The sequence below is a fragment of the Blastococcus saxobsidens DD2 genome, from assembly GCF_000284015.1.
In the GTDB taxonomy this organism is placed as follows: Bacteria; Actinomycetota; Actinomycetes; order Mycobacteriales; family Geodermatophilaceae; genus Blastococcus; species Blastococcus saxobsidens_A.
The window spans coordinates 1,986,890-2,012,993 of the sequence record NC_016943.1 but is presented as its reverse complement, the minus strand read 5'-3'; the positions used below and the strand labels follow the sequence as shown (position 1 = coordinate 2,012,993).

Below are 26,104 nucleotides of genomic sequence, written 5' to 3'. Positions count from 1 at the left end.
ACCGGTGTCCACCACGAACCCGCACTCCGAAGCCCCGCTCGACGACGCCGGCTCCCCGGTCGGCCGGGCCCGGGCACGGCGCCGTTCCAAGCAGCGCCGCCGCCTGGCCAACGTCGCCGGGCTGATGGCCTCGCTGGTCCTGACCGGCGCGCTGTACTCCGTCTTCGCCCCGGCCCAGGCCGCGGACGAGACCACGAGCGAGTCCGCCGCCGAGGCGGCCGGGCGCGAGCTGTACGAGCGCAGCTGCATCAGCTGCCACGGCGAGAACCTCGAGGGCGTTCCGAACCGGGGCCCGTCGCTGATCGGCGTCGGCGAGGCCTCGGTCTACTTCCAGGTGCACACCGGGCGGATGCCGCTCGTGCGCCAGGAGGCCGACGCGCCGGACAAGCCGAGGGTCTTCTCCGACGAGGAGATCGACCAGCTGATGGCCTACGTCCAGGCCAACGGCGGCGGCCCCACCCTCCCCTCGGGCGACCTCCGCAACGGCGACCTGGCCGAGGGCGGTGAGCTCTTCCGGCTCAACTGCTCGTCCTGCCACAACTTCGTCGGTCAGGGCGGCGCCCTGTCCTCCGGAAAGGCGGCGCCCAGCCTGGAGGGCTCGAACGATCTGGAGATCTACACCGCGATGCTCTCCGGGCCCTCGAACATGCCCGTGTTCGGGGACAACCAGCTCACCCCCGAGGAGAAGCGGGCGATCATCACCTACGTCCAGACGATCGACAACATGGCCGACCCGGGCGGTGCCGGCATCGGCCGCATGGGCCCGGTCGCCGAGGGCCTGGTCATCTGGGTCGTCGGGATCAGCGCCATGATGTTCGGGATCTTCTGGATGGGGAGCAAGGCGTGAGCACGCTGGCGGGCTCATCGATCGACACGGCAGCTGCGCGGTCGCTGTTCACGACCGCCGGCGAGGAGGAAGCGTGAGCACGCGCGACACCCGCCCCGGCTCGACCGGCGGCGCGGACATCGAGGGGCCGTTGCACGGCGGCCCGGACGAGGACTACACCCCCGAGCAGCTCTCCGCCATGAGCCGCGAGGACCTCGACCTGCTCGGTGCCCGGTACGACGGCGTGGAGGTCCTCCACGTCGACCCGGGCCCCGAACCCGGTTCGCGCCTCGAGAAGCGGGCGGTCCGCCAGGTCGGCTGGAGCTTCGCCCTCGCGGGCGTCTCCGCCCTGCTGTTCCTGGTGGTCTACATCGGCTCCGGATGGTTCCTCCCCGAGTGGTCGTGGGCGGAGGACGGCACTGTCTGGAGCGCGCTGTTCACCCCGCTCCTGGGGCTGTTCATGGGTCTGTCGCTCACCCTGGTGGGCGTCGGCCTGGTGCTCTACACCAAGAAGCTGCTGCCGCACGAGACCGCGGTGCAGGACAAGCACGACGGCTCGCATTTCGACCGCGTCACCACGGGTGCCACGCTGGTGGGTGGCTACCACAACAGCGGGCTGCCCCGGCGCAAGCTGATCACCCGATCGTTGGGTTTCATGGGCGCGGCCGTCGGCGTCATGCTGCTGGCCCCGCTCGGTGGCCTGATCAAGAACCCGAACACCGGCAACCCGCTCGGCCGCACCTCGTGGGCCGAGGGCGTCCGGCTGCTGCGCATCGACGGCTCCCCGGTCCGCCCCGGCGACCAGCAGCCCGGCTCCCTGGAGACGGTCTTCCCGGCCGTGCCCGGTGGCAACTTCGAGTCCGACGCCGCCACCATGCTCATCCGGCTCCGGCCCGAGCAGACCGAGGAGAACCGGCCTCGTGCGGGTCAGTCGGGCTTCGGGTACGGCGACTACGTCGCCTACTCCAAGATCTGCACGCACGCCGGTTGCCCGGTGTCGCTGTACGAGCAGGAGACCGGCCGGCTGCTCTGCCCCTGCCACCAGTCGCAGTTCCTGGTGACCGAGGGCGCCAAGCCGGTCTTCGGGCCGGCCACCCGCTCGCTGCCGCAGCTCCCGATCACTGTCGACGACGAAGGATTCTTCGTCGCCCGCAGCGACTACATTGAGCCTGTCGGCCCGACCTACTGGAACCGGGAGCGCATCTGATGGCAGCTCGCACCGCCTCGGCGCCGGGCGCCCCGACCACGAAGCTCGGCAAGGCCGCGTACGAGATCGACGACCGCCTGATCGTCGCCGGGCCCGTCCGGCGCACGCTCAACAAGGTCTTCCCCGACCACTGGTCGTTCCTGCTCGGGGAGATCGCCCTCTACTGCTTCATCATCCTGCTGCTGTCGGGCACCTACCTCACGTTCTTCTTCCAGGCGTCGATGGTCGAGGTCGTCTACGACGGGTCCTACGACCCGTTGCGCGGCCTGGACATGTCGATCGCCTACGCCTCGACGCTGGACATCTCCTTCGACGTCCGCGGCGGGCTCTTCATGCGCCAGCTGCACCACTGGGCCGCACTGCTGTTCGTGGCCTCGATCGTCGTCCACCTGCTGCGCATCTTCTTCACCGGCGCGTTCCGGCGCCCCCGCGAGACGAACTGGATCATCGGCGTGCTGCTGATGATCCTGGCGCTCCTCGAGGGCGCGACCGGGTACACCCTCCCCGACGACCTGCTGTCGGGGACCGGGCTGCGCATCATCAGCGCCATCATCCTGGCCATCCCCGTCATCGGGACGTGGGCGCACTGGGCGGTGTTCGGTGGCGACTTCGTCGGTGAGGTGATCATCGGCCGCTTCTACATCATCCACGTGCTGCTCATCCCGGCGATCCTGCTGGCGCTCATCGCGGCGCACCTGCTCATCCTCGTGAAGCAGAAGCACACCCAGTTCCCCGGCCCGGGCCGCACCGAGCACAACGTCGTCGGCAACCGCCTCTTCCCCACCTTCGCCGGCAAGGCCACCGGCCTGCTCTTCGTCGTCTTCGGTGTCTGCGCCGCACTCGGCGGTCTGGTGCAGATCAACCCCGTCTGGCTGTGGGGCCCGTACAACCCGGCCATGGTCTCGGCCGCGTCCCAGCCCGACTGGTACGTCATGTTCCTCGACGGGTCGACGCGGCTCTTCCCCGCCTGGGACATCAACCTCCCCGGTGACTACACGATCCCGGCGCTGTTCTGGCCGACGCTCGTCCTGCCGGGGATCCTGTTCACCTTGCTGCTGCTGTATCCGATGATCGAGCGCAAGTTGACCGGCGACACGGCGTCGCACCACCTGCTCCAGCGACCGCGGGACGTCCCGGTGCGGACGTCACTGGGCATGATGGCGATCACCTTCTACGTCGTGCTGCTGGTCTCCGGTGGCAACGACGTCGTCGCGGACAAGTTCGACATCAGCCTGAACGCGATGACCTGGGCCGGGCGGATCGGGCTGATCGTGCTCCCGCCGATCGCCTACGTGCTCACCTACCGGATCTGCCTGGGCCTCCAGCAGCACGACCGCGAGGTCCTCGAGCACGGGATCGAGACCGGTGTCATCCGCCGGCTCCCGCATGGCGAGTTCATCGAGGTCCACCAGCCGCTCGGACCGGTGGACGAGCACGGTCACGGCCAGCTCGCGTACGGCGGCGCTCCGGTCCCCAAGCGGATGAACCAGGCCGGTGGCGCCCGTCGGGCGATCCGGGGTTTCTTCTCCCCCACGGAGGAGCCGACCGCGGTCGAGCTCGAGCAGCAGCGAGAAGGCCGAGGTCTGTCGTCCGGCGAGCCTGGCCGCGAGCTGACCACATCGGGGCGTCCTTCCGAGGGTGGCCGCCCGTCCGACGGCGGCCGTCCACAGGATCCGCGCGACTGATCGAGCACGGCACGCAAGGGCCCCGGTGGACATCACCGGGGCCCTTCGCGGTTGTCGGGCCGTCGGGATGGGTGTTCGCCGGTCGCCACTGGTCGGCAGCGAAGGGCCTGGCGAGCGACAGTTGACCGCTGGGTGCGGCGCCGGGTCGCGACCAGCGCCAGGCGTCGACGTCACGCCGGCGTCGAGCCCTTGCTGTCTGCGGCACTCCCCCGCCGCGGCGTCACGTCATGGCGGGCGCCTACCCGTCGCTCCTGCACACCCGCGTCGCGCGGTGAGCGCCCGGCTTCGTTCGTCCGTGCAGAGCGACCCTGACGTCCGCAGACCTACGTCTCCAGGGACCCGTCCCAGACCTGCGACGGTCCGCCACCTTTTCCAGCCGGTCTACCGCGGCGCGACGGTCAAGGCCGGGCCGCAGGCCTCAGCGACGCCCTCGCGGAACGGTAAGAGCCGGCGCGATCCCGTCCGGAGCCCGCATCGCGCCGTCCGGAGCGCGCACGGCGACGTCACCCCCCGGGCGCGGCTCGGCCCGCGTACGGGCGCGCCCACACAACGGATGTGGGCCGCGCCCGCGTCCTCCTGGGACACGGGGCGGCGCCGGGAACCGCTGCCCTGGCCAGCCGACGCCGGCGCCCGCGGACCGATCCTCCCGGGAAGCCCGCGCGCGCCGGCAACCACTGCCGCGAACGGGCGAGGGCTCCTTCCACCTACCCGCGGAAGGAGCCCTCGTACGTTCGGTGCCGAGCAGATCAGCTCTGCTGGGCGTTCTGCCCCACGTAGTACTCGAAGAGCAGACCGCCCACGGTGATCACCACGGCTACGGCACCCATGAGGAGCAGCCAGTAGTACCAGAAGGCGACGCCCAGGCCGGTCAGCGCCACGGACAGCGCCAGGCCGAACGGCCAGTAGCTGGCCGGGCTGAAGAAGCCCAGCTCGCCGGCGCCGTCGGCGATCTCTGCGTCCTTGCGGTCCTCCGGACGAGCGTCGATGCGGCGCGAGACGAACCAGAAGAACCCGCCGATGAGCAGGGTCAGCCCGCCGGACAGCGCCAGGGCCGTCGTGCCGATGGGCTCCATCGACCAGAATCCGTAGACGACCGCGGAGACGAAGCAGAACACCGCGATCAGGTTGAAGATCAGTGCCTCGACCTTCACGGCCGTGCCTCCTCGTGCGTCTGTGCGGTCCGGGAAACGGGGGTGAGGGCCTCAGTCACCGGCGGGCTGCAACTGCTCGACGACCTTCGTCTGGATCAGGTCCAGGGGCGTCGTGGTGCTCGCCACGCCCTCCTCGCCGATCTCCTCCAGGGCCTCGTAGGTGCTCAGACCCTCTTCCCGGGCCTCCAGGTAGGCGTCGTAGACGTCGCCCGGCACCGCACGGACCTCGAAGTTCATGTAGGCGTGGTAGGTGCCGCAGAGCTCGGCGCACCGGCCGACATAGGCGCCCTCCTCGCGGACGGTCACCTGGAAGACGTTGTCCCGGCCGTTCTCGTTGCCGGGGATGACGTCCAGCTTGAACAGGAAGTCCGGCACCCAGAAGGAGTGGATGACGTCGGCCGAGGCCAGTTCGAACTGCACCGTCTGATCGGTGGGCACCACGAGGATCGGGATCTCCGTGCTGGTGCCCACGGTGTCGACAGGCTCGCCGTCGGGCCCGGCAGTCTCCGGGTAGACGAACTGCCAGTTCCACTTGAACGCGTTGACCGCGATCGTGGTGTCGGGCTCCTCGTCGCGGTCCAGCACCTCGTTCTGCGTCACCACGGTGAAGAAGAAGAGGCCGGCGATGATGGCGAACGGGATGATCGTGTACACGATCTCCAGCGGCAGGTTGTACGCCGTCTGGCGCGGCAGCTCGTCGCTCTTCTTGCGGTGGGCGATGACCGTGTAGGCGATGAGCGCCCACACCACACCGCCGATGAGCAGGGCCGCGTAGGACGACCAGATCCACAGCGTGCGCATGGACTCGGCCTCGTCGGTGATGCCCTCCGGCCAGCCGAACCGGACGAAGTTCTCGACCCAGAACTCACGGTCGGTGATGTCGCATCCGGTGAGGGTCAGGACCCCCAGGAGACCGAGCGCGGCCAGCCGCGCGAGCCTGCTGCCTCGAGCCACTGCTCGCTGCCTCCTCGTCCTCCGCCCGACACCCGGGCGGTCCTTCCAGCGGGTCCTCCACCAGTGCTCGGCAGAGTGAATCCCCGCCGATCACAGTGTGGGGCGAGACTAGCCGACCCGCCCCAGGGGCCGACCACCGGAGACGGCCGGGCGGGTCGGGCACCGGGGTTCGGCGAGCGGCGGGCACCGGTCGCCGCGGAGCTCCGGCCGGTCGCAGACGCCGGAGCCTCGGGGACGGCGGTTAGAGTCGAGGGCGTGTTCACCCGGCTCCTGACCCCGAGATGGGTGCTCCTGCACCTGCTCGTGGTCGCCCTGTTCGTCGCCACGTTCTTCCTCGGCTACTGGCAGCTGTCCAAGGCCGAGGCAGGGGGCGGCGCGGTCAACTGGAGCTACGCCCTGCAGTGGCCGCTCTACGGCTTCATGGGCCTCTGGTTCTACGTGCGCATGGTGCGGGTCGAGCTGCACCGCGACCCGGACGAGGACCGGCCGGGACACGCCGTGGTGCTGTACCAGCGACCGCGGATCGACACGACCGGCGACCCGGAGCTGGCCGCCTACAACGCCTACCTGGCCGAGCTCAACGAGAAGGCCCTGGGACAGCGGAGCGCCGGTAGTGGCCGCTGACCGCACCGCGCCGGCCCGCGACTCCGAGCAGGCCATCGGGGCCGCTCTCCAGCGGTACCGGGTCATGGCCAACGTCGTGGGCGTCCTGCTGATCCTGCTGATCTGCGTCGCGGTGCCGCTGAACCACCTCGCCGGCATCTCGGAGCCCTCGACCGTGCTCGGCACCGCGCACGGCTGGCTCTACGCACTGTTCTTCCTGTCCGCCGTGGATCTCGCGCTGCGGGCGAAGTGGAGCCTCAAGGGCACGATCGTGAGCCTCGTCCTGGGGACGATCCCGTTCCTGTCGTTCGTCGCCGAGCGCAACGTCACCCGCAAGATGCGCGCCGGCGAGCGCGTCTGACCCCCGCGGCCCCCGGCCGCCGCCCCCTCGACCACGGAGTCCCGCGCCTCATGTGTGGCCTGCTCGCCTACTTCTCCACCGACGCCGAGCGCGTCACCGACACCACCGTCGCCGCCGTCCGCGGAGCGCAGCACTGCCTGCGCCACCGCGGCCCCGACGAGAACGAGGCCTGGTGGGACGAGCGCGCGGTGTTCGGCTTCAACCGGCTGTCGTTCATCGACATCGAGCACAGCCACCAGCCGATGCCCTACGCCGACGGCCGTTACCGGATCGTCTTCAACGGTGAGATCTACAACTACCTGGAGCTCCGCGAGGAGCTGACGGCCGCCGGGGCCACCTTCGCCACCGAGGGGGACACCGAGGCGATCGTCGCCGGGTACCACCAGTGGGGCGAGGACGTCGTCCACCGGCTGCGCGGCATGTTCGCCTTCCTGATCTGGGACACCCAGGAGAACAAGGTCTTCGGGGCCCGCGACCCGTTCGGCATCAAGCCGCTGTTCACCGCACGACTGGCCGACGGCGCGCTCGTGTTCAGCTCCGAGAAGAAGGCCCTGCTGGAGATGCTCGGCGGCAGCACCGCCGCCGGCGGCGTGGACGGCGCCTCGCTGCAGCACTACCTGACGCTCCAGTACGTACCGGAGCCCGCGACGCTGCACCGCGGCATCCGCCGGATCGAGAGCGGTACCAGCTTCACCGTCGTCGACGGCGAACTACGGACCGAGCGCTACTTCCACCCGACCTTCCCGGTCCGTCCGGTCGCCACGGACGAGCAGCAGGCCCTCTACGACCGGATCGCCGACGTCCTGGACGACTCGGTCCGGATGCACATGCGCGCCGACGTCACCGTCGGGTCCTTCCTCTCCGGCGGCATCGACTCCACGGCGATCGCGGCCCTGGCCAAGCGGTACAACCCCGACCTCATGACCTTCACGGTCGGCTTCGGGCGGGAGGGCTTCTCCGAGATCGACGTCGCCGCCGAGTCCGCGGCGGCCATCGGCGTCGAGCACATCACCAAGGTGGTGACGCCGGAGGAGTTCGCCGACTCCATCCCGCTCGTGGTCTGGTACCTGGACGATCCGGTGGCCGACCCGGCGCTCGTGCCGCTGTACTTCGTGGCCCGCGAGGCCCGCAAGCACGTCAAGGTGGTGCTCTCCGGTGAGGGCGCCGACGAGCTCTTCGGCGGCTACAACATCTACCGCGAGCCCCTGTCGCTGGCCGCCTTCGACAAGCTCCCCGGGGGCCTCCGCCGCGCGCTGGGCACCTTGTCGACGAAGCTGCCCGACGGCATGCGCGGCAAGGACCTGCTCCGCCGCGGCGCCATCCCGCTCGAACAGCGCTACTACGGCAACGCGCGGATCTTCCGGGACGAGGAGCTGACGTTCCTCGAGAGGCGGGACCCCGACCTCTCGCACGTCGCCGTCACCCGCGCGCTGTACGAGCGGACCCGTGCGGCCGGCTACGACGACGTCACCGCCATGCAGTACGTGGACCTGTTCACCTGGCTGCGCGGTGACATCCTCGTCAAGGCCGACAAGATGACCATGGCCAACTCGCTGGAGCTGCGGGTGCCGTTCCTCGACCCGGAGGTCTTCCGGGTGGCCTCGACCATCCCGGTCGACCAGCGGGTGACCAAGGAGACGACGAAGTACGCGCTGCGTCGGGCACTGGAGCAGATCGTGCCGCCGCACGTCCTGAACCGCCGCAAGCTCGGGTTCCCCGTACCCACCCGGCACTGGCTGGCCGAGGACCTGCACGACTGGGCGCGGCAGGTCGTCGAGGAGAGCCAGACCGACGAGTGGCTGGACAAGCGGCAGGTCCTGGCCATGCTGGCGGCGCACCGGCAGAACCAGCGCGCCGGCTCACCTGTCGACTACTCCCGCAAGCTGTGGACTCTCCTGGTCTTCATGGTGTGGCACGGGGTCTTCGTCGAGGAGCGGATCAAGCCGGTCATCCCGGAGACCGTCTACCCCGTCCGGTTGTAGGGCGAGGGTCTCCGAGCAACCACAACGGCCCGGCTCCCTCGTACGGGAGCCGGGCCGTCGTGTCGTCCCTAGTGGGGACCCGGAGGGTCTCCTGCGAAGGGACGACGAAGCGGCTCAACGCGTCCGGGGACGGCAATTGGCCGCGGTGCGATCCGGAGGATCGCGGTGTCCTAGTTGAACGAGTCGCCGCACGCGCAGGAGCCCTGCGCGTTCGGGTTGTCGATCGTGAAGCCCTGCTTCTCGATGCTGTCGACGAAGTCGATGACCGCACCGCCCAGGTACGGGCTGCTCATCCGGTCGACGATGACCTCGACGCCGCCGAAGTCGTAGGTCTGGTCACCGTCGAGGAACCGCTCGTCGAAGAAGAGCTGGTACCGCAGGCCGGAGCATCCACCGGGCTGGACGGCGATGCGCAGCCGCAGGTCGTCGCGGCCCTCCTGGTCCAGCAACGCCTTGACCTTGGCGGCCGCGGGGTCGCTGAGCACGACGCCGGTGGCCGTGGTGTCCTGCACCGTCATATTCCTGTCCTCTCCCTCCGGGGTGTCCGCGTAGGCGCGTCCTGTCGCGAACGAACGCCGCCGGAACGGCTCCGCTTCCCGTGCGCACCCACTGTACGTCTCGGGGCTCGTCCGCCGGGGCTGCATTGCTCACACACGTAGACTTCCGGGCCGTGAAGCTCCGCCTGCCCGGCCGCCGGGACCACACCGAGACGTCCGATGCCGGGAACACCGGCGAGCTGACCGACCAGCTGGTCAAGGCCGGCGGCAAGGGGCGTCCGACGCCGAAGCGCCACGTGGCCCAGGGCAAGCGGCCCGGCCCGCCCCCGCCGCCGCCCACCACGCGCAAGGAGGCCTACAAGCGGATGCGCGCGCAGCAGGCCACCCGCCGCACGGAGACACGGCAGGGCATGGCCCGCGGTGACGACGGCTACCTGCCCGCCCGCGACCGTGGGCCGGTCCGCAAGCTCGTCCGCGACATCGTCGACAGCCGCCGCAACGTGGGCAGCTTCTTCCTCGCGCTCGCGGCGGTGATGCTCGTCGGCACCCTGGTGCCGAGCATGGCGGTGAAGAGCTACACGAGCTTCGTCGCCGTCGCCTTCTTCATGGTGCTGATCATCGACTCGTTCGTGCTCGGCCGGAAGATCAAGCGCACGGTCGCCGACCGGTTCCCCGACCAGGACCACAAGATGAAGGGCCTGGTCTGGTACGGCATCAGCCGGTCCACCATGATCCGCCGGTGGCGCTTCCCCAAGCCCGAGGTCCCGCTCGGCGCAGAGGTCTGAGCAGGCTCGGGCGGCCTCGCTGGGCGACGGCGTCGCACGACTGATGCGCGTCACCGTCCTGGGCACCGGCGCTGCCGACGGCTGGCCCAACCCCTGGTGCACCTGCGCGTCGTGCACCGACGCCCGCCGGCGCGGCGAGCTCCGCCGGCCGACGTCGGCCCTGCTGGACGAGGCCGTACTGCTCGACCTGGCACCGGCGCCACCACCGGTCGACGTCTGCCTGGCCGGCGTGCACACCGTGCTGGTCACCCACGACCACCCCGACCACTGCGCGCCCCTGCTGCTGCTGGCACGCCAGTGGGTGCGCCGCAGCGAGCCACTCACCGTGGTCGGCCCCGCCCCCGTGCTCGAGGCGGTCCGGCCCTGGCTCGGCCCGGAGGACCCGGTGGAGCTGGTGCCCGTGACCGCCGGCGCGGTGGTGCACCGGGCCGGCTACGACGTCCGCGCCCTCGCCGGCGACCACGAGGTCCCCACCGTGCTCTACGACGTCACGGGGCCCGACGGCGCCCGGTTGCTGTACGCCACCGACACCGGGCCGTTGCCCGCCGCGACCGTGGAGGCGGCACGGGGGGCCGCGTACGACGTGGTGCTGTTGGAGCAGACGTTCGGCGACCACGTCGGCCACGACACCGGGCACCTGGACCTGAGCACCTTCCCCGCGCAGCTCGACCGGCTCCGTGCCGTCGGTGCGGTCACCGCCGGCACCGACGTCGTGGCGGTGCACCTGAGCCACCACAACCCGCCGGCCCCGTTGCTGGCCGAGCGCCTGAGCAGCCACGGTGCCCGGCTGGTCGAGGACGGGTCGGTGCTGGTCGCCGGGTCCGACCGGGCGGTCGTCCCGCGCGGCGCCTAACGTCGCGATCCGTGGAATTCAGACGCCTCGGCCGTTCCGGCCTGACCATCTCCGAGATCGCGTACGGCAACTGGCTCACCCACGGCGGGCAGGTGGAGGAGGACGCGGCGCACGCCTGCGTCCGGGCCGCCCTGGACGCCGGGATCACCACCTTCGACACCGCCGACGTCTATGCCGGCACCCGCGCCGAGACGGTGCTGGGGGCCGCGCTGGCCGGGCAGCGGCGGGAGTCGATCGAGCTGTTCACGAAGGTCTACTGGCCCACCGGGCCGGGCCGGAACGACCGCGGCCTCGGCCGCAAGCACGTCATCGAGAGCTGCCACGCCTCGCTGCGCCGGCTGCAGACCGATTACGTCGACCTGTACCAGGCACACCGCTACGACCCGTCGGTGCCGCTGGAGGAGACGATGACGGCCTTCGCCGACCTGGTGCGGTCGGGCAAGGCCCTCTACATCGGGGTCTCCGAGTGGAATGCCGAGCAGATCGCCGCCGGGGCGGCGCTCGCCCGCGAGCTCGGCATCCCCTTCATCAGCAACCAGCCGCAGTACTCGATGCTCTGGCGGGTGATCGAGGCGGAGGTCGTCCCGACGTCGGAGCAGGAGGGGCTGTCCCAGATCGTCTGGTCGCCGCTGGCCCAGGGGATCCTCACGGGAAAGTACCGCCCGGGCGAGCAGCCGCCCGCCGACAGCCGGGGCGGGCACCCCGAGGCCGGGCAGTCGATGCAGCGGTTCATGAGCGACGACCTCCTCGGTCGCGTCCAGCAGCTGCGCCCGATCGCCGAGGACCTCGGCCTGTCGATGGCCCAGCTCGCGCTGGCGTGGGTGCTGCAGAACCGCAACGTGGCCGCCGCGATCATCGGCGCGACCCGGCCGGAGCAGGTGCAGGACAACGTCGCGGCGGCCGGGGTCACCCTCGACGCCGACGTCCTGACCCGGATCGACGACGTCCTCGGGGACGTCGTGCAGCGCGATCCGAGCAAGACCGCGCGCGGCTGACGCGAGGCCCACGAAGCTCGACCTCGAGCTGAGGGTTACGTCGCCGACAGGCCCATCGGGCCGTAGGCCTTGCGCTCGTCCTCGAGCAACGTGACCTGGGCGACCCCGCGGTCCAGCAGCTCGCGCCAGTTCTCGCCCAGCCACGACTCGGCGTCGCCCTGGTTGTCCGCCTCCGGGACCTCGACCCCGACCGCGGCCGGGTCCAGGGCCGCTCCGGCCGGGTCTTCCAAGCGCCAATGCCAGCTCATGCGGTCGAGGCTAGCGATGTGCCCGCCGTCGGCATCCCGGACCGTCCGGACGCCGGTGTGACGGACCGGCGGATTACCCGGGGCCCCGGAGGGGCATGGACCTGCATCGACCGCCGACCGGAGGACCGATGACCGCACCCACGCCCCAGCCCACCACGGGCGCCACCCGGGCCACCGACCACCCACCCGCATCCGAGAACGCGTCGACCGGGCAGTTGATCGGCCAGCTCACCGAGCAGATCAGCCGCCTGGTCCGTGACGAGGCCCGCCTCGCCCAGGCCGAGATGACCCAGAAGGCCAAGAAGCTCGGCATCGGTGCCGGCCTGTTCGGCGGCGCGGGACTGTTCGCCTTCTTCGGCCTCGCCGTGCTGATCACCACGGCGATCCTCGCCCTGGCCCTGGTGCTGCCTGCCTGGCTGGCCGCCCTGATCGTCGCGGTCGTCCTGTTCGCCGTCGCCGGGGTGCTCGCGCTGGTCGGCAAAAAGGACGTCCAGAAGGGCTCCCCGCCGATCCCCACCGAGGCCATCTCCAGCGTGAAGACCGACATCTCGACCGTGAAGGAGAGTGCACGCCGGTGAGCACGCCGAGCAGTTCCCGCCCCGAGGGCGGGCCCGACGGGAAAGCGGGCGGGCCGTCCGACCCGGACGCGATCCGGGCCGACATCGAAGCGACCCGGGAACAGCTGGGACGGACGGTGGACGAGCTCAGCGACCGGCTGGACGTCCCGGCGCGCGCGAAGGAGAGCGCCTTCCGCGCCCGCGACACCGCCGTGGAGACCTACCGGGAGAGCCCGCCGGCGGTGGCCGGCGGGGCCGCCGGTCTGGTCGCCGCCGTGCTCGGTCTGCTGACCTGGCGCGCGCGGCGCCGGCGCAGAGCCAGGAGGGCGGCGACCGCCGCGATGGCGGCCGAGGTCCGCGCCGCCGCCCGGCGGGCGGCGGCCGAGGAACGGGCGCAGGAGCGGCGCGCCGCGGCACAGCGGTTGGCGAAGCAGCGACGCCGTGACGCCCGGCAGATCAAGAAGGCGGCCAAGCGCGCTCGCCGTCGGACCATCCTCAGAAGGAGCAAGCGGTGAGCAAGAAAGCCAAGCTCGTCTACCGGCCGATCGGCCTGCTGGGCGGCATCGCGGCCGGTCTGGTCTCCGGCGCGGTGTTCAAGCAGGTGTGGCGGATCCTCGCGAAGGAGGACGACGCCCCCGGCGCGCTCCAGAGCGAGTACCCGATGCGTGAGGTGGTCATCGCCGCCGCCATCCAGGGCGCGCTGTTCGCCGCCACCAAGGCCGCCATCGACCGCGCCGGCGCACGCGGCTTCACCAAGCTCACCGGGACGTGGCCGGGCGACTGACCGCCCGCGGTGCCCGGGCACGTCCCGGGCACCGCACCCCTATCCGATCCCGCGGCCGGACGACGGCCCAGCACCCAGGGGGTACACGTCCATGACCGGCACCCGGCCGCGTGAGAGCTCAGCCGACCGGATCCGCCGGCGGGTCGAGGAGAAGGCCGCGCGGCGCGCCGCCGCGGCGCAGGCCGCGGCCGGCGGTGAGGACCCTGCCGGGGATCCCCACCGGCTCCCCGCCGACGCTCCCGCCCCGCACGAGCTGCCCGGCATCCACGCGCAGAAGCCCACGGACATCCCGTGGCGCGGCTGGAAGCAGGCGCTCAAGCGTGCGTGGGCGGAGAACAACGCCGACAACATGCCGATCATCGCCGGCGGCGTCGCCTTCTTCGGTTTCCTCGCCATCTTCCCGTCGCTGCTCGCGCTGATCTCGATCTACGGGCTCGTCGCCTCGGCCGAGCAGGCCGCCGCCCAGGTGGAGTCCTTCACCGCCGGCCTGCCCGAGAGCGCACAGACCCTGATCGAGGACCAGGTCACCGCGATCACCGAGAACGCCGGCGGCGCGCTCACCCTGAGCCTGATCGTCTCGATCCTGGCCGCTCTGTGGAGCTCCTCGGGCGGGGTGAGCAACCTGGTCAAGGCGGTCAACATCGCCTACGACGAGGTGGAGACCCGCAACTTCGTCAAGCTCCGGGCGCTCTCGCTCGCACTCACCCTCGGGGCCATCGTCTTCGTCATCCTCACCATCGGTCTCGTCGCCGTCCTGCCCGTGGTGATCGACGCACTGCCGCTGGGCGCGGTCGGCACCGTGCTCGCCCAGATCGCCCGGTGGGTGGCGCTGCTGCTCGTCGTCGCCGGCTCACTGGCCGTCCTGTACCGGGCCGCCCCCGACCGGGACGCCCCCCGGCTCAGCTGGGTCAGCCTCGGCTCGATCGTCGTCACCGTCGTCTGGGCGCTGGTCAGCCTGGGCTTCACCTTCTACGTCAACAACTTCGGCTCCTACGACGCCACCTACGGCGCGATCGCCGGCGTCATCGTCTTGATGCTGTGGCTGTACCTCACCTGCTACCTCGTCCTCCTGGGAGCGGAGATCAACTCCGAGGTCGAGCACCAGACCGCCCACGACACGACCGAGGGCGAGCCGCAGCCCATGGGACGCCGGAACGCGGTGAAGGCCGACACGCTCCCCGCCAAGGCCGAACCCGAGAAGGGCGACGGCGACCCGACCCGCAAGAACGCCCCCTGATCGGAGGCTGCCGGCTCAACGCACGTGCGACGGCACGAACGGCGGCGTCACGACCTCCACGGTCTGCGGACGCCCGCGCACGTCGACGACGAGCTCGGTGCCCTCTCCCACCGCGGCCGCCGCGTCGAGCAGGGCCAGCCCGATGCCGGTCCTCAGCGTCGGGGAGAACGTCCCGCTGGTGGTCTCGCCGATCCGGCGGCCGGCCTCGTCCAGGACGGCCATGCCCGGGCGGGGGATGCCGCGGCCGGTCGCGCGCAGGCCCCACAACAGGCGGGCCGGGCCGGCTTCCCGCTCCGCCCGCAGCGCCTCGCTCCCCCAGAACGCCGGCTTCCGCCAGCCGACCGCCCAGCCGGCCCGCGCCTGCACGGGGCTGATGTCGCGGGACAGCTCGTGGCCGTGCAGCGGGTACCCCATCTCGGTGCGCAGGGTGTCCCGCGCCCCGAGCCCGCACAGCCGGATGCCGAGGTCCTGCCCCGCCTCGAGCAGGGCGTCCCACAGCTGCTCGGCGCGGTCCGCGGCCACCAGCAACTCGTAGCCGTGCTCGCCGGTGTAGCCGGTGCGGCAGACGGTCACCTCCGCTCCGCCACGCCCGGAGCCCCGGACGAAGGACATGTAGCCGATCTCTCCGGGCAGGCCCAGCAGTTCCAGCACCTGGAGCGACCGAGGCCCCTGCACGGCGAGGACGGCGACCTCCGCGTGCCGGTCCTCCACCACCACCCCCGTGGGGGCGGCGTCGGCCAGCCGGCCCAGCACCTCGGCCGAGTTGGCGGCGTTGGGCACCAGCAGGACGTCGTCGGAACCGTGCAGGTAGGCGATCAGGTCGTCGACCACGCCCCCGGCCTGCTCCTCGCCGTCGGGCACGCAGCAGAACGTGTACTGGGCCCGACCCGGGCCGATGCGCGACAGGTCGTTCGTGAGGCAGGAGTCGACGAACTCGGCGGCCCCCGGCCCGCGCACCGTCCCCGTGCCCAGGTGGGAGACGTCGAACAGGCCCACGCCCTGGCGGACCGCGACGTGCTCCGCCAGCACCCCTCCCCCGGCGTACTCGATCGGCATCGACCAGCCACCGAAATCGGCGAGCTTGGCCCCGGCAGCGAGGTGCCGGTCCTGGAGCGGGGAGGTCAGCGGGCTCACGCAAGGCACGCTAGCGCTCCCCCTAGGATCGAGCGGTGCCGCCGACGATCTCCGCCACCGACCACCCGCTCGAGAAGCTGACCGGCGACGCCGTCGTCGTCGCCGTGGGCAAGGGCCCCGACGGGCCGCTGCCCACCCCCGGGGCAGAAGCCGTCGACCGGCTGCTCGGCGGCCGGCTGTTCCCGGCGCTTGCCGACCTGGGCGCCAGGGGCGCGCAGGACGAGGTCACGCGGCTGCCCTCGTTCGGGCAGGGTCCCTTCCCGGTCGTCGCGGTCGTCGGGCTCGGCGCCCCCGAGCCGTCCGGCGGCTACCTGCCCGAATCGCTGCGCCGCGCCGCCGGCGCCGCCAGCCGTGCGCTGCGCGGGCGCCGGTCGGTGGTGAGCCTCCTGGCCGCCGTGGGGGGCACGCCGGACGCCGAGCGGCTGCACGCCGTCGGCGAAGGCGCCCTGCTCGGGGCCTACGAGTTCACCGCCTACAAGTCGCAGCTGCCCGCCGACCGGCTCACGCCGCCGAGCGAGTTCACCATCGTCGTCCCGGGCGCCGGTGCTGCCGAGGCCGCCCTGCGCCGGGTGCGCGCCGTCGCCGACGCGGTGGCGCTGGTGCGCGACCTCGTCAACACCCCGCCGAACGACCTCTTCCCCGCCGAGCTGGCTGCTCGCGGCGCCGCCGCCGGGGAGAAGCTGGGCCTGACCGCCGAGATCCTCGACGAGGACGCGCTGGCGGCCGGTGGGTACGGCGGGATCCTCGCCGTCGGGGGCGGCTCCACCCGCAAGCCGCGCCTGCTGCGCCTGTCCTACACCGGCCCCGGAGCACGCAAGAAGATCGCCCTGGTCGGCAAGGGCATCACCTTCGACAGCGGCGGCATCTCGATCAAGCCCTCCGCGAAGATGGAGGACATGAAGAGCGACATGGCCGGCGCCGCCGCCGTGATCGCCACCGTGTGCCTCGTCGCCCAGCTCGGTCTGGCGGTCGAGGTCACCGCAACCGTGCCCATGGCCGAGAACCTGCCCAGCGGCTCCGCCTACCGCCCCGCCGACGTGGTCACGTTCCGCAACGGCAAGAAGGCGGAGATCACCAACACCGACGCCGAAGGCCGCATCGTGCTCGCCGACGCGATCGCGCGCGCGGCCGAGGACGCCCCCGACGTCCTGCTGGAGACCTCCACGCTCACCGGCGCCCAGACGGTCGCCCTGGGCGGTCGCACCGCCGGCGTCATGGGCAGCGACGAGCTGCGCGACGCCGTCATCGTGGCCGCACGGCGCAGCGGTGAGGCCATGTGGCCCATGCCCCTCCCGCCGGAGCTGCGCAAGGGCATGGACTCGACGGTCGCCGACTTCGTCAACGCCACCGCCGACCGGCTGGGCGGCATGCTCGTCGGCGGCCACTTCCTGGCGGAGTTCGTGCCGTCCGGACTGCCGTGGGCGCACATCGACATCGCCGGGCCGAGCTACAACACCGGTGCGCCCTGGGGCTACACGCCGAAGGGCGGCACCGGCGTCCCCGTACGCACCCTCCTCGCCACCATCGAGGACCTCATCGCGGACTGACCGGGCGCGGCATGCGAAGCATCCCGCGCTCCGGTCAGCCGGAACGGGTGGGTGCTCGGCGCAGCCGAGGCGTAGCAATTTGCCCGGTCAGTCCGGCTTCTGCCGGAGGTTCCAGTCACGCATGCGCTGGGGATAGCCGGTGACCTGGGCGTCGTAGACGGGGATCGTGAGCTCGCGGGAGAGCCGGCGGGCCACCTCCGGGCCGCCGATCCGCCGACGGGTCCACTCGCCGTCGCCCGCGACCAGCACGATCGTCGCCTCGGTGACGGCGGTTCGAGGCTCGACGTAGCCCTCGACGCCGCGGCGCGAGGCCACGAACTCCTCCAGGTGCCGGAGATCCTCCCGCCGCGACCCGCGGTCCAGCGTGGCCCGCCCGCCGACGACGCCCCCGGCCCGGCGCGCACGCCATCGGTCGAACAGACCCATGCCCGTCTCCGTCCTCCTCGGCCGGCGCCGGTGTTCACCCCGACTCCCGCGAGAGCAACGGTGGTTCCCGCCAGGTCGTTCCCGGAGTGGCAGGATGGGGCACAGCCCCCGCCCGCTCGAGCGGGGCCGCCGCCCGACGCACCTGAGGAGCACCCGTGACCGCACCCGCCTCTCCCGCTGACCTGGTCATCCTCGGGGGTGGTTCGGGCGGCTACGCCGCAGCCTTCCGCGCCTCGGAGCTGGGCCTGAACGTCGTCCTCATCGAGAAGGACAAGGTCGGCGGCACCTGCCTGCACCGCGGCTGCATCCCCACCAAGGCCCTGCTGCACGCCGGCGAGGTCGCCGACCTGGCTCGCGAGGGCGAGCAGTTCGGGGTGAAGACGTCGCTGGCCGGCATCGACATGGACGGCGTCAACAACTACAAGAACGGCGTCGTCTCCAAGCTCTACAAGGGTCTGCAGGGCCTGGTGAAGGCACGCAAGATCACCTACGTGGAGGGTGAGGGGCGGCTCACCTCCCCGACCACCGTCGAGGTGAACGGACAGAGCTACGAGGGCAAGCACGTCCTGCTGGCCACCGGCTCGTACCCCCGCACGCTGCCGGGCATCGAACTGGACGGCACCAAGGTCATCACAAGCGAGGATGCCCTCGAGCTCGACCGCGTCCCCAGCTCCGCGATCGTCCTGGGTGGCGGCGTCATCGGCTGCGAGTTCGCCAGTGCCTGGAAGTCCTTCGGCGTCGACGTCACGATCGTCGAGGCCCTGCCGCACCTCGTGCCGCTGGAGGACGAGTCCTCCTCGAAGCTCCTGGAGCGTGCGTTCCGCCGCCGCAAGATCGGCTTCGAGCTCGGCAGCCGCGTCTCCGGCGTGCAGACCACCGAGAACGGCGTGAAGGTGACTCTGGAGAACGGCAAGGAGCTGGAGGCCGAGCTCGTGCTCGTCGCCGTCGGCCGCGGGCCGGTCAGCTCGGGCATCGGCTACGAGGAGGTCGGCGTCGCGATGGAGCGCGGGTACGTCCTCGTCGACGAGTACATGCGCACGAACATCCCGACGATTTCCGCCGTCGGCGACCTCGTCCCGACCCTGCAGCTGGCCCACGTCGGCTTCGGCGAGGGCATCCTCGTCGCCGAGCGGGTGGCCGGGCTCGAGCCGGCCCCCATCGACTACGCGGGCGTTCCGCGCATCACCTACTCCGACCCCGAGGTCGCCTCCGTCGGGCTCACCGAGGCCCAGGCCAAGGAGAAGTACGGCGAGGTGAAGACCCTCACCTACGACCTCGCCGGCAACGGCCGCAGCCAGATCCTCAAGACCACCGGCGCCGTGAAGCTCATCCAGGCCCCGGACGGTCCGGTCGTCGGCATCCACATGGTCGGTGGCCACGTCGGCGAGCTCATCGCCGAGGCCCAGCTGATCTACAACTGGGAGGCCGAGGCCGACGACGTCGCCAGCCTCATCCACCCGCACCCGACCCAGAGCGAAGCTCTCGGCGAGGCGCACCTGGCCCTGGCCGGCAAGCCCCTGCACGTGCACGGCTGATCGATCCACTCCCCCATCCCGCACCGCGCCCGAAGGAGTCCTCCCCCGATGCCGACCTCCGTCACCATGCCCGCCCTGGGCGAGAGCGTCACCGAGGGCACGGTCACCCGCTGGCTCAAGCAGGAGGGTGAGCAGGTCGAGGTCGACGAGCCCCTCCTCGAGGTCTCGACCGACAAGGTCGACACCGAGATCCCGTCGCCGGCCGCCGGCGTGCTGACCAAGATCCTGGTGGCCGAGGACGAGACCGTGGAGGTCGGCGCGGAGCTGGCCGTCATAGGTGGGGACGGCGACGACGGTGGCGACGCCGCCCCGCCCGCCTCCGCCGAGGACGCCGACACCACACCGCAGACGCCTGACCAGCAGGTGGAGGACGCCGACCTCGGTTCCGCGGAGCCGGAGCAGCCCGCGGAGCAGCAGGAGGAGCCCGCCCCGGCAGCGGCCGACAGCGGCTCCGAGGGGGGCGGCGGCGGCTCCGAAGGTGGCGGCGGCGGTGGCGGTGAGGGCACCCCGGTCACCATGCCGGCGCTCGGCGAGAGCGTCACCGAGGGCACCGTCACCCGCTGGCTCAAGGCCGTGGGCGAGGAGGTGACCGCCGACGAGCCGCTGCTCGAGGTCTCCACCGACAAGGTGGACACCGAGATCCCCGCTCCGGTCAGCGGCACCCTCCTCGAGATCACGGTCAACGAGGACGAGACCGTCGACGTCGGCGCCCAGCTCGCCGTCATCGGCAGCGGTGCCGCCGGCGGCGGCTCCGCCCCCGCCCCGGCACCGCAGCAGGAGGCCCCGGAGGAGGCTCCTGCCGCTCCGGAGCCCCAGGCCGCCCCGGAGGCCAAGCAGGCCACGACCGAGACGGCGCAGCCCGGTGGGGACTACGGCGCCAGCGGCGCCCAGCCGGCCGCCTCGCCGACGTCCGCACCGGCGCCCCGGGTGGCTCCCCAGGCACCGTCCGCCCCCGCCCCGTCGGGCGACGGCGGCGGCAGCCAGTACGTCACGCCGCTGGTGCGCCGTCTGGCCGCCGAGCACGGTGTCGACCTGAACTCCGTCTCGGGTACCGGCGTCGGTGGCCGGATCCGCAAGCAGGACGTGCTCGCGGCGGCGGAGAAGTCCGCCGCCCCGGCCGAGTCCGCCCCGGCACCGTCGAGCTCGGGCGGCACCCGGACCCCGTCCCCGGCGGCCACGCCGGACACGTCGGTCCGCGGCCGCACGGAGAAGCTGTCCCGTCTCCGCACGGTCATCGCCAAGCGGATGGTCGAGTCGCTGCAGGTGAGCGCGCAGCTGACCACCGTCGTGGAGGCCGATGTCACCCGCATCGCGCAGCTGCGGCAGCAGGCGAAGGGCGGCTTCGAGGCTCGCGAGGGCGTGAAGCTGTCGTTCCTGCCGTTCTTCGCGAAGGCCGCCGTCGAGGCGCTCAAGCAGCACCCGTCGGTGAATGCGTCGATCGACCTCGAGGGCGGCACGGTCACCTACCACGACGCGGAGAACCTCGGGGTGGCCGTCGACACCGAGCGGGGCCTGCTGGTCCCGGTGATCCACGGCGCCGGCGACCTGAGCATCGGTGGGCTCGCCCGCAAGATCAATGACCTGGCCGAGCGCACCCGCACGAACAAGGTGACGCCCGACGAGCTGGGCGGGGGCACGTTCACGCTGACCAACACCGGCAGCCGCGGCGCGCTCTTCGACACGCCGATCATCAACCAGCCGCAGGTGGCCATCCTGGGCACCGGCTCGGTGGTGAAGCGCCCGGTCGTCGTCCAGGACGCCGAGCTGGGCGAGGTGATCGCGGTCCGGTCGATGATCTACCTGGCCCTCACCTACGACCACCGGATCGTCGACGGTGCCGACGCCGCCCGCTTCCTCACCACGGTGCGGGAACGGCTCGAGGCCGGCCAGTTCCACGGGGAGCTCGGCCTCTCCTGATCGACAGCCGCTCGGGGCCCCGGCATCTGCCGGGGCCCCGAGCGACGTTCCGAGACGGGAGAAGTAGCGCATGAAGATCGCGATCACCGGCGCCTCTGGCCAGATCGGCAGCCGACTGGTCCCTGTGCTGCGGGCGGACGGCCACGAGGTCATCCGGCTCGTGAGGCGCACCCCGCGGACGGGCGACGAGCACCGCTGGGACCCGCAGCACCGCCGCATGGACCCGTCCGTGCTGGTCGACGTCGACGCCGTCGTGAACCTCGCCGGGGCGTCGATCACGCCCCGCCCGTGGACCCGCACCTACGAGGAGCGGCTGCTCACCAGTCGGGTCGACAGCACGGCCACGATCAGCGAAGCCCTGGCGGCGGCGGCCGCGGCCGACCCCGGACGCCCGCGGATCCTTCTCTCCGGGTCGGGGATCAGCTACTACGGCGACACGGCCGACCGGGTGGTCACCGAGGACGACCCGCAGGGGGCCGGGTTCATGGCCCGCATGTGCGCGGCGTGGGAGGACGCGGCCGCACCGGCCGGCGCGGCCGGCGTCCGAGTGGCCTTCCTCCGGACCGGTCTCGTCATCGCCGGCGGCGCCCCACTCATGAAGGTGCTCGGGCTGGTGTTCCGCCTGGGCCTCGGTGGCCGCATCGGGTCCGGCCAGCAGTACTGGCCCTGGATCGCACTGGCCGACGAGATCGGCGCCATCCGTCACCTGCTCGCCACTGACGTAGCCGGTCCGGTCAACCTCACCGCTCCCGACCCGGTGACGAACACCGAATTCACCCGCACCCTCGGCCGGGTCCTGCGCCGACCCACGCCTCTCCCCGTGCCTGAGTTCCCGCTCGTCCTGGCGCTGCGCGACTTCGGGCGCTGCAACGTCGTCGGCGGTCAGCGCGCACTGCCCACGCAACTGCAGCAGTCGGGCTACACGTTCACGGAGACCTCTCTGGAGGGCGCCCTCCGCACCGCCGTTCGACGAGGATGACCTGCCCTCAGGCCAGCCGGCGCGCGGACTCGATCCGCCATCCGGATGGCGTGCGCACCAGCGTCATCCGGACCTCGGCGTCCGGCCGGCCGGCCACCGTGCGCAGCGGGGCACCGTCCGGGCGGCCGGCCGGCACCACGCGGTAGTCCGGCCAGCGGTCGGTGAGCCGCAGCTCGGCCCGCTCCGCCGTGGTGGAGACGACGGCGAGCTCGACGACTGCCGGGGCGAACCCGTCCAGCTGCTCCCCCGCGGCGGCGAGCGTGCGGGCGTGCTCGGCGTCGGCTGCCTTCAGTGAGCTGCCCTGGGCGTAGACCTCGCCGAGCGCCGCCGGATCGCCGCTCAGCGCCTCGGCCCGCCGGGCGTACAGCTGCGTGACCAGGACGCGCCAGTCATCGGCGCTGATGGGATCCGGGACGCCGGCGACCACGGAGGGCGGGGAAGGCGGGACGACGCCCGGCGTGGTCGCCGGCAGCGACGGCGCGGGAGCGGCGGACGTGGCCGCGACCACGGAGGTGCCCGGGGCACCGCTGTACCCGGCCCAGCGGGTGCCCGCCCATGCGGTCACGGCCAGCGCCGCGAGGACGAGTGACGCGACGAGCAGGACCCGGGCCAGCGGACCGGTCGTCCGGGCTGCCGAGACACCTCTCGCCCGGCGGTGGGACCGCGCCGGAGGGGCGACGATGGCCGGGGCCGGCCGAGGGCGGCGGCCGGGCACCACGTGGGTGAGCTCGGCCCGTGGGTCGGGACGACCGGAGCCGACCGCGCCGGCGGCTCCGGACAGGGCCACGGGTTCCGGCCGGCACGCGCGCCGCAGGTCCAGCGCGAAGGCTGCGGCGCTGCCCCGGTCGAGGGGATCTGCCGCGAGCCCGCGGGAGATGACCCCGACCAGCTCCGGTGGCGCCTCGGGGGCCAGTTCGGCCAGGTCGGGGACGGTGCCCGCGGCGGCCACCGCGAGGGTGTCGGCCGGGGTGGCGGCGTTCCACGGTGCGATCCCGGTGAGCGCGTGGAAGGCCGCCGCGGCGACGCCGAACACGTCGGAGGCAGGGCCGGGTGCGCCGCCCCGGGCGACCGCCGGGTCGACGTAGGCGGGAGTGACCTCGGCGGCCGCGGTCTCCCCCAGCACCCGGGCGACGCCCAGGTCCGTGAGCACCGGGCGTCCTTCGGCGGTGAAGACGATGTTGCCCGGCGAGAGGTCGCCGTGGACCACGCCGTGCGCGTGCGCGTGCGCGAGGGCCGCCGCCACCGGGGCCATGGCCGTCACGACCTCGCCCGGACGCAACCGGCCGCGCCGGCCGAGCAGGTCGGCGAGGCTGCCCCCGGCGAGCAGCTCCAGCACCAGTGCGACCCGTGGCGCACCGCCGCGGCGGGGCTGGTGGACGACCTCGTGCAACCGGACCAGGTGCGGGTGGTCCAGCTCGCCGAGCAGTGCTGCCTCGCGTGCCTGCCGCTCCGGGTCGCCGGCGACCAGGACCTTCACCGCGACCGGCGTCCCGCCTTCCCGCGGAACGGCCCGCCACACCTCTCCGGAGCCGCCCCGGCCGAGCAACGCCTCGAGGGTGTAGCCGGGAACGGTGGGCGGCTGGCAGGCACCCGGCTCTCCGGGCGGGACGGCGGCGGACATGACGGGGAGGGTAGGGCGGTCGGCACACCTGCCGCTGCGGCTGTCCACAGGCCCGCCCGCCGTCCCCGGTGCTCCGTCCCGGCGGTTGGCCACACCGGCGGCCGGATACCTTCGGGCGGTGTCGATGCCGCTGCGGGCCGAGGTCCTGGTTGTGGGGGCGGGACTGGCAGGGCTGTCGGCGGCGACACGGCTGGCCGACGCCGGCCTGGACGTGCAGGTGCTCGAGGCCTACGGGCACGTCGGCGGGCGCGTCGCGAGCGAGCGCATCGACGGCTTCGTCGTCGACCGCGGGTTCCAGGTCTTCAACACCGGCTACCCCCGGGCGGCCGACCTCGACCTGCCCGCCCTGGAACTGGGCTGCTTCGAGCGGGGGGCGGTGCTCCGGGTCGATGGCCGGGCACACCGGGTGATCGATCCCCGGCAGCGCCCCACCGCGGCGCTGGGCACGGCGGCGGCACCGCTGGGATCACTCCGGGAGAAGGCCGCCCTGGTCGCCTTCTCCCTCCGGGCCGGCTACTCCCCCGTCGGCTTTCTGCTCCGGGCACCGGAGGAGACGGCCGAGCGGGCGCTGCGCTCGGCCGGGGTCGGGGCGGCTGCGGTGGAGCGCTTCCTCCGGCCCTTCCTCGCCGGGGTCCTGCTCGAGGACCAGCTGGCCTCCTCCAGCCGGTACGTGGACCTGCTCTGGCGCAGCTTCGTCCGGGGCGCCACCGGGCTCCCCGCCGACGGCATGCAGGCCATCGGTGAACAGCTGGCCGCCCGCCTCGGCACCGGCCGGGTGCACCTGCACACCGCCGTGCGCTCGGTGCACCCCGGATCGGTGGTCACCGACGACGGCACGTGGCGGGCCGACGCCGTCGTCGTCGCCACCGACCCCGTCACGGCGGCCGGGCTGCTCCCTGCCGTCGACGCCACCGCACCCCGGCAGGTCACCACGCACCTGCACGTGCTGCCCGAGTCGCCCTGGCCGACGCCGCTGATCGTGCTGGGCCAGCCGGGCGGCCGGCTGGTCAACAGCGCGGTCGTGTCCGATGCCCAGCCTCGGTACAGCCCTGACGGGCGGGCCCTGGTCGCCAGCTCCACCCTCGACCCGACGCCGGAGGCCGAGGTGCGCGGCGAGGTGGCGGCGGCCCACGGCGTGTCGCCGTCGGACCTCGAGCACCTGACCACGGTCACGGTGCGCGGCGCCCAGCCGGCCGCCCTGCCGCCGCTGCAGCTACGCCGCCCGGTCGACCTCGGGAACGGCCTGTTCGTCTGCGGTGATCACCGGGACACCCCGTCCATCCAGGGCGCGATGGCCAGCGGCGCCCGGGCGGCACGCGCCGCCCTGGGCGCGCTTCGCCGCCCCGGCCCACCCGACCACCGGAGCGCCGGCTGATTCCCGGAGCACACCGACGATCCTGGCCCCCAGCACGGGTTTCGCCGCACGGCGCCCCGGCACGCCTGCTCACCGGGTGAAGCAGGGCCCCGACGGCACCGCCGTGGAGATCCGCATCGAGCCGCGCCGCCTGGCGTGACGCGAGCATACGCTGAGCCCGTGAGCGAACTGCGGGTGGTGCGCGCCGGAACCGTCCCCTACGAGGAGGCCTGGGACCGGCAGCGGGAGCTGCACGCCCAGCGGGTGGCCGGCGAGATCCCCGACACCCTGCTGCTGCTCGAGCACCCGTCGGTCTACACCGCCGGCCGGCGCACCGAGCCGCACGAGCGGCCGTTCGACGGCACACCGGTCATCGACGTCGACCGCGGCGGCAAGATCACCTGGCACGGGCCCGGGCAACTGGTCGGCTACCCGATCGTCGCGCTGCCCGACCCGGTGGACGTCGTCGCCTACGTCCGGCGGCTCGAAGGTGCGCTGATCGAGGTCTGCGCCGGCTTCGGGGTGGACGCCGGCCGCGTCGAGGGGCGCAGCGGCGTCTGGCTGCCCGCCGACTCCCCCGGCGCGGGCTTCCGGCCGGAACGGAAGGTCGCCGCGATCGGTATCCGGGTGGCCCGGGGCGTCACCATGCACGGCTTCGCGCTGAACTGCGACCCCGACCTGGGGGCCTTCGGCGCGATCGTGCCCTGCGGGATCCCGGACGCCGGCGTCACCTCGCTGTCGGCCGAGCTCGGCCGGGATGTTGCGGTCGCCGACGCGCTCGACCCGGTCGAGGAAGCCATGCGCGGAGTCCTCTCCGGCGCGCCGGCCACCTGACGTGGCCGCGTTCCCGCAGCGCACCCACGTCA

General features: G+C 72.6%; 26 protein-coding genes. 19 read left to right on the top strand and 7 right to left on the bottom strand.

Features of this window, described 5'->3' with window-relative positions:
• Positions 1-4: 4 nt before the first annotated feature.
• The 3 genes from BLASA_RS26260 (at position 5) to BLASA_RS09475 (ending at position 3,718) form a co-directional block, all read left to right on the top strand.
• Positions 5-847, top strand: a complete 843-nt coding sequence (locus tag BLASA_RS26260; protein WP_014375903.1) for a cytochrome c — start codon at positions 5-7, stop codon at positions 845-847.
• A gap of 73 nt (positions 848-920) precedes the next feature.
• Positions 921-2,033 carry a ubiquinol-cytochrome c reductase iron-sulfur subunit gene (locus BLASA_RS09480; RefSeq protein WP_014375902.1) on the top strand — a complete coding sequence of 371 codons (1,113 nt, stop codon included), beginning with the start codon at positions 921-923 and terminating at the stop codon, positions 2,031-2,033.
• Positions 2,033-3,718, top strand: a complete 1,686-nt coding sequence (locus BLASA_RS09475; protein WP_014375901.1) for a cytochrome b — start codon at positions 2,033-2,035, stop codon at positions 3,716-3,718. Before BLASA_RS09480 ends, BLASA_RS09475 begins: the two co-directional genes overlap by 1 nt.
• 746 nt (positions 3,719-4,464) lie before the next feature.
• On the opposite strand, the gene BLASA_RS09470 is transcribed toward BLASA_RS09475, so the two are convergent.
• Both BLASA_RS09470 and coxB read right to left on the bottom strand, forming a co-directional pair.
• Complete coding sequence (locus BLASA_RS09470; protein WP_014375900.1) at positions 4,465-4,869, bottom strand: cytochrome c oxidase subunit 4; 405 nt, start codon at positions 4,867-4,869, stop codon at positions 4,465-4,467.
• A gap of 51 nt (positions 4,870-4,920) precedes the next feature.
• Positions 4,921-5,823 carry a cytochrome c oxidase subunit II gene (gene coxB / locus BLASA_RS09465; RefSeq protein ID WP_014375899.1) on the bottom strand — a complete coding sequence of 301 codons (903 nt, stop codon included), beginning with the start codon at positions 5,821-5,823 and terminating at the stop codon, positions 4,921-4,923.
• A gap of 255 nt (positions 5,824-6,078) precedes the next feature.
• On the opposite strand from coxB, the gene BLASA_RS09460 reads away from it, so the two are divergent.
• Genes BLASA_RS09460 through asnB form a run of 3 tightly spaced genes read left to right on the top strand, consistent with a single transcriptional unit; the run spans position 6,079 to position 8,769 of the window.
• Positions 6,079-6,447, top strand: a complete 369-nt coding sequence (locus BLASA_RS09460; RefSeq protein WP_014375898.1) for a metalloprotease — start codon at positions 6,079-6,081, stop codon at positions 6,445-6,447.
• Positions 6,437-6,787 carry a DUF3817 domain-containing protein gene (locus BLASA_RS09455; protein ID WP_014375897.1) on the top strand — a complete coding sequence of 117 codons (351 nt, stop codon included), beginning with the start codon at positions 6,437-6,439 and terminating at the stop codon, positions 6,785-6,787. The genes BLASA_RS09460 and BLASA_RS09455 overlap by 11 nt, the downstream gene beginning before the upstream one ends.
• A 50-nt stretch (positions 6,788-6,837) precedes the next feature.
• Positions 6,838-8,769 (top strand): asparagine synthase (glutamine-hydrolyzing), encoded by a 1,932-nt coding sequence (asnB, locus tag BLASA_RS09450; RefSeq protein ID WP_014375896.1) that lies wholly within the window; start codon positions 6,838-6,840, stop codon positions 8,767-8,769.
• A gap of 170 nt (positions 8,770-8,939) precedes the next feature.
• Here the strand turns inward: asnB and BLASA_RS09445 are convergent, their stop codons facing one another.
• A complete protein-coding gene (locus tag BLASA_RS09445; protein ID WP_041775699.1) occupies positions 8,940-9,287 on the bottom strand; it encodes a HesB/IscA family protein in 348 nt (115 codons plus the stop codon).
• Positions 9,288-9,439: 152 nt separating this feature from the next.
• Here BLASA_RS09445 and BLASA_RS09440 point away from each other — a divergent pair, with 152 nt between their 5' ends.
• Genes BLASA_RS09440 through BLASA_RS09430 form a run of 3 tightly spaced genes read left to right on the top strand, consistent with a single transcriptional unit; the run spans position 9,440 to position 11,899 of the window.
• The gene (locus tag BLASA_RS09440) at positions 9,440-10,051 is read left to right on the top strand and encodes a DUF3043 domain-containing protein (protein WP_014375894.1); all 612 of its coding nucleotides are present in this window, start codon (positions 9,440-9,442) and stop codon (positions 10,049-10,051) included.
• A 43-nt stretch (positions 10,052-10,094) separates the two neighbouring features.
• Positions 10,095-10,904: an MBL fold metallo-hydrolase gene (locus BLASA_RS09435; RefSeq protein WP_014375893.1), complete on the top strand. Its 810-nt coding sequence runs from the start codon at positions 10,095-10,097 to the stop codon at positions 10,902-10,904.
• An 11-nt stretch (positions 10,905-10,915) separates the two neighbouring features.
• Positions 10,916-11,899: an aldo/keto reductase family protein gene (locus tag BLASA_RS09430; RefSeq protein WP_014375892.1), complete on the top strand. Its 984-nt coding sequence runs from the start codon at positions 10,916-10,918 to the stop codon at positions 11,897-11,899.
• 35 nt (positions 11,900-11,934) lie between these two features.
• Here the strand turns inward: BLASA_RS09430 and BLASA_RS09425 are convergent, their stop codons facing one another.
• Positions 11,935-12,147, bottom strand: coding sequence for a hypothetical protein (locus BLASA_RS09425; protein ID WP_014375891.1), 213 nt, complete (start codon positions 12,145-12,147; stop codon positions 11,935-11,937).
• Between the two features lie 128 nt (positions 12,148-12,275).
• Here BLASA_RS09425 and BLASA_RS09420 point away from each other — a divergent pair, with 128 nt between their 5' ends.
• From BLASA_RS09420 to BLASA_RS09405, 4 genes are all read left to right on the top strand, one after another.
• Positions 12,276-12,725 carry a phage holin family protein gene (locus BLASA_RS09420; RefSeq protein WP_014375890.1) on the top strand — a complete coding sequence of 150 codons (450 nt, stop codon included), beginning with the start codon at positions 12,276-12,278 and terminating at the stop codon, positions 12,723-12,725.
• Positions 12,722-13,219, top strand: a complete 498-nt coding sequence (locus BLASA_RS23425; protein WP_014375889.1) for a DUF3618 domain-containing protein — start codon at positions 12,722-12,724, stop codon at positions 13,217-13,219. The genes BLASA_RS09420 and BLASA_RS23425 overlap by 4 nt, the downstream gene beginning before the upstream one ends.
• Complete coding sequence (locus tag BLASA_RS09410) at positions 13,216-13,488, top strand: DUF4235 domain-containing protein (protein WP_014375888.1); 273 nt, start codon at positions 13,216-13,218, stop codon at positions 13,486-13,488. The genes BLASA_RS23425 and BLASA_RS09410 overlap by 4 nt, the downstream gene beginning before the upstream one ends.
• A 91-nt stretch (positions 13,489-13,579) precedes the next feature.
• Positions 13,580-14,725: a YihY/virulence factor BrkB family protein gene (locus BLASA_RS09405; RefSeq protein ID WP_014375887.1), complete on the top strand. Its 1,146-nt coding sequence runs from the start codon at positions 13,580-13,582 to the stop codon at positions 14,723-14,725.
• Between the two features lie 15 nt (positions 14,726-14,740).
• Here BLASA_RS09405 and gcvT read toward each other — a convergent pair whose 3' ends face one another.
• Positions 14,741-15,859: a glycine cleavage system aminomethyltransferase GcvT gene (gcvT, locus tag BLASA_RS09400; RefSeq protein ID WP_014375886.1), complete on the bottom strand. Its 1,119-nt coding sequence runs from the start codon at positions 15,857-15,859 to the stop codon at positions 14,741-14,743.
• Positions 15,860-15,894: 35 nt separating this feature from the next.
• On the opposite strand from gcvT, the gene BLASA_RS09395 reads away from it, so the two are divergent.
• Entirely contained in the window at positions 15,895-17,406 is a 1,512-nt protein-coding gene (locus BLASA_RS09395) for a leucyl aminopeptidase (RefSeq protein WP_014375885.1), read from the top strand.
• Between the two features lie 87 nt (positions 17,407-17,493).
• Here BLASA_RS09395 and BLASA_RS09390 read toward each other — a convergent pair whose 3' ends face one another.
• Positions 17,494-17,832, bottom strand: a complete 339-nt coding sequence (locus BLASA_RS09390) for a hypothetical protein (protein WP_014375884.1) — start codon at positions 17,830-17,832, stop codon at positions 17,494-17,496.
• A 155-nt stretch (positions 17,833-17,987) separates the two neighbouring features.
• Between BLASA_RS09390 and lpdA the strand changes: the two genes are divergently transcribed.
• The 3 genes from lpdA to BLASA_RS09375 all read left to right on the top strand — a co-directional run bounded on the left by lpdA (position 17,988) and on the right by BLASA_RS09375 (position 22,263).
• A complete protein-coding gene (lpdA, locus tag BLASA_RS09385; RefSeq protein WP_014375883.1) occupies positions 17,988-19,367 on the top strand; it encodes a dihydrolipoyl dehydrogenase in 1,380 nt (459 codons plus the stop codon).
• 48 nt (positions 19,368-19,415) lie between these two features.
• Positions 19,416-21,284 carry a 2-oxoglutarate dehydrogenase, E2 component, dihydrolipoamide succinyltransferase gene (gene sucB / locus BLASA_RS09380; protein ID WP_014375882.1) on the top strand — a complete coding sequence of 623 codons (1,869 nt, stop codon included), beginning with the start codon at positions 19,416-19,418 and terminating at the stop codon, positions 21,282-21,284.
• 70 nt (positions 21,285-21,354) lie between these two features.
• A complete protein-coding gene (locus BLASA_RS09375) occupies positions 21,355-22,263 on the top strand; it encodes a TIGR01777 family oxidoreductase (protein WP_014375881.1) in 909 nt (302 codons plus the stop codon).
• A gap of 7 nt (positions 22,264-22,270) precedes the next feature.
• Here the strand turns inward: BLASA_RS09375 and BLASA_RS26255 are convergent, their stop codons facing one another.
• Positions 22,271-23,884, bottom strand: a complete 1,614-nt coding sequence (locus BLASA_RS26255) for a serine/threonine-protein kinase (RefSeq protein WP_014375880.1) — start codon at positions 23,882-23,884, stop codon at positions 22,271-22,273.
• 124 nt (positions 23,885-24,008) lie between these two features.
• On the opposite strand from BLASA_RS26255, the gene BLASA_RS09365 reads away from it, so the two are divergent.
• Both BLASA_RS09365 and lipB read left to right on the top strand, forming a co-directional pair.
• A complete protein-coding gene (locus BLASA_RS09365) occupies positions 24,009-25,259 on the top strand; it encodes a protoporphyrinogen/coproporphyrinogen oxidase (RefSeq protein ID WP_014375879.1) in 1,251 nt (416 codons plus the stop codon).
• Between the two features lie 159 nt (positions 25,260-25,418).
• Positions 25,419-26,072 (top strand): lipoyl(octanoyl) transferase LipB, encoded by a 654-nt coding sequence (gene lipB, locus BLASA_RS09360; protein WP_014375878.1) that lies wholly within the window; start codon positions 25,419-25,421, stop codon positions 26,070-26,072.
• Positions 26,073-26,104: the final 32 nt, after the last annotated feature.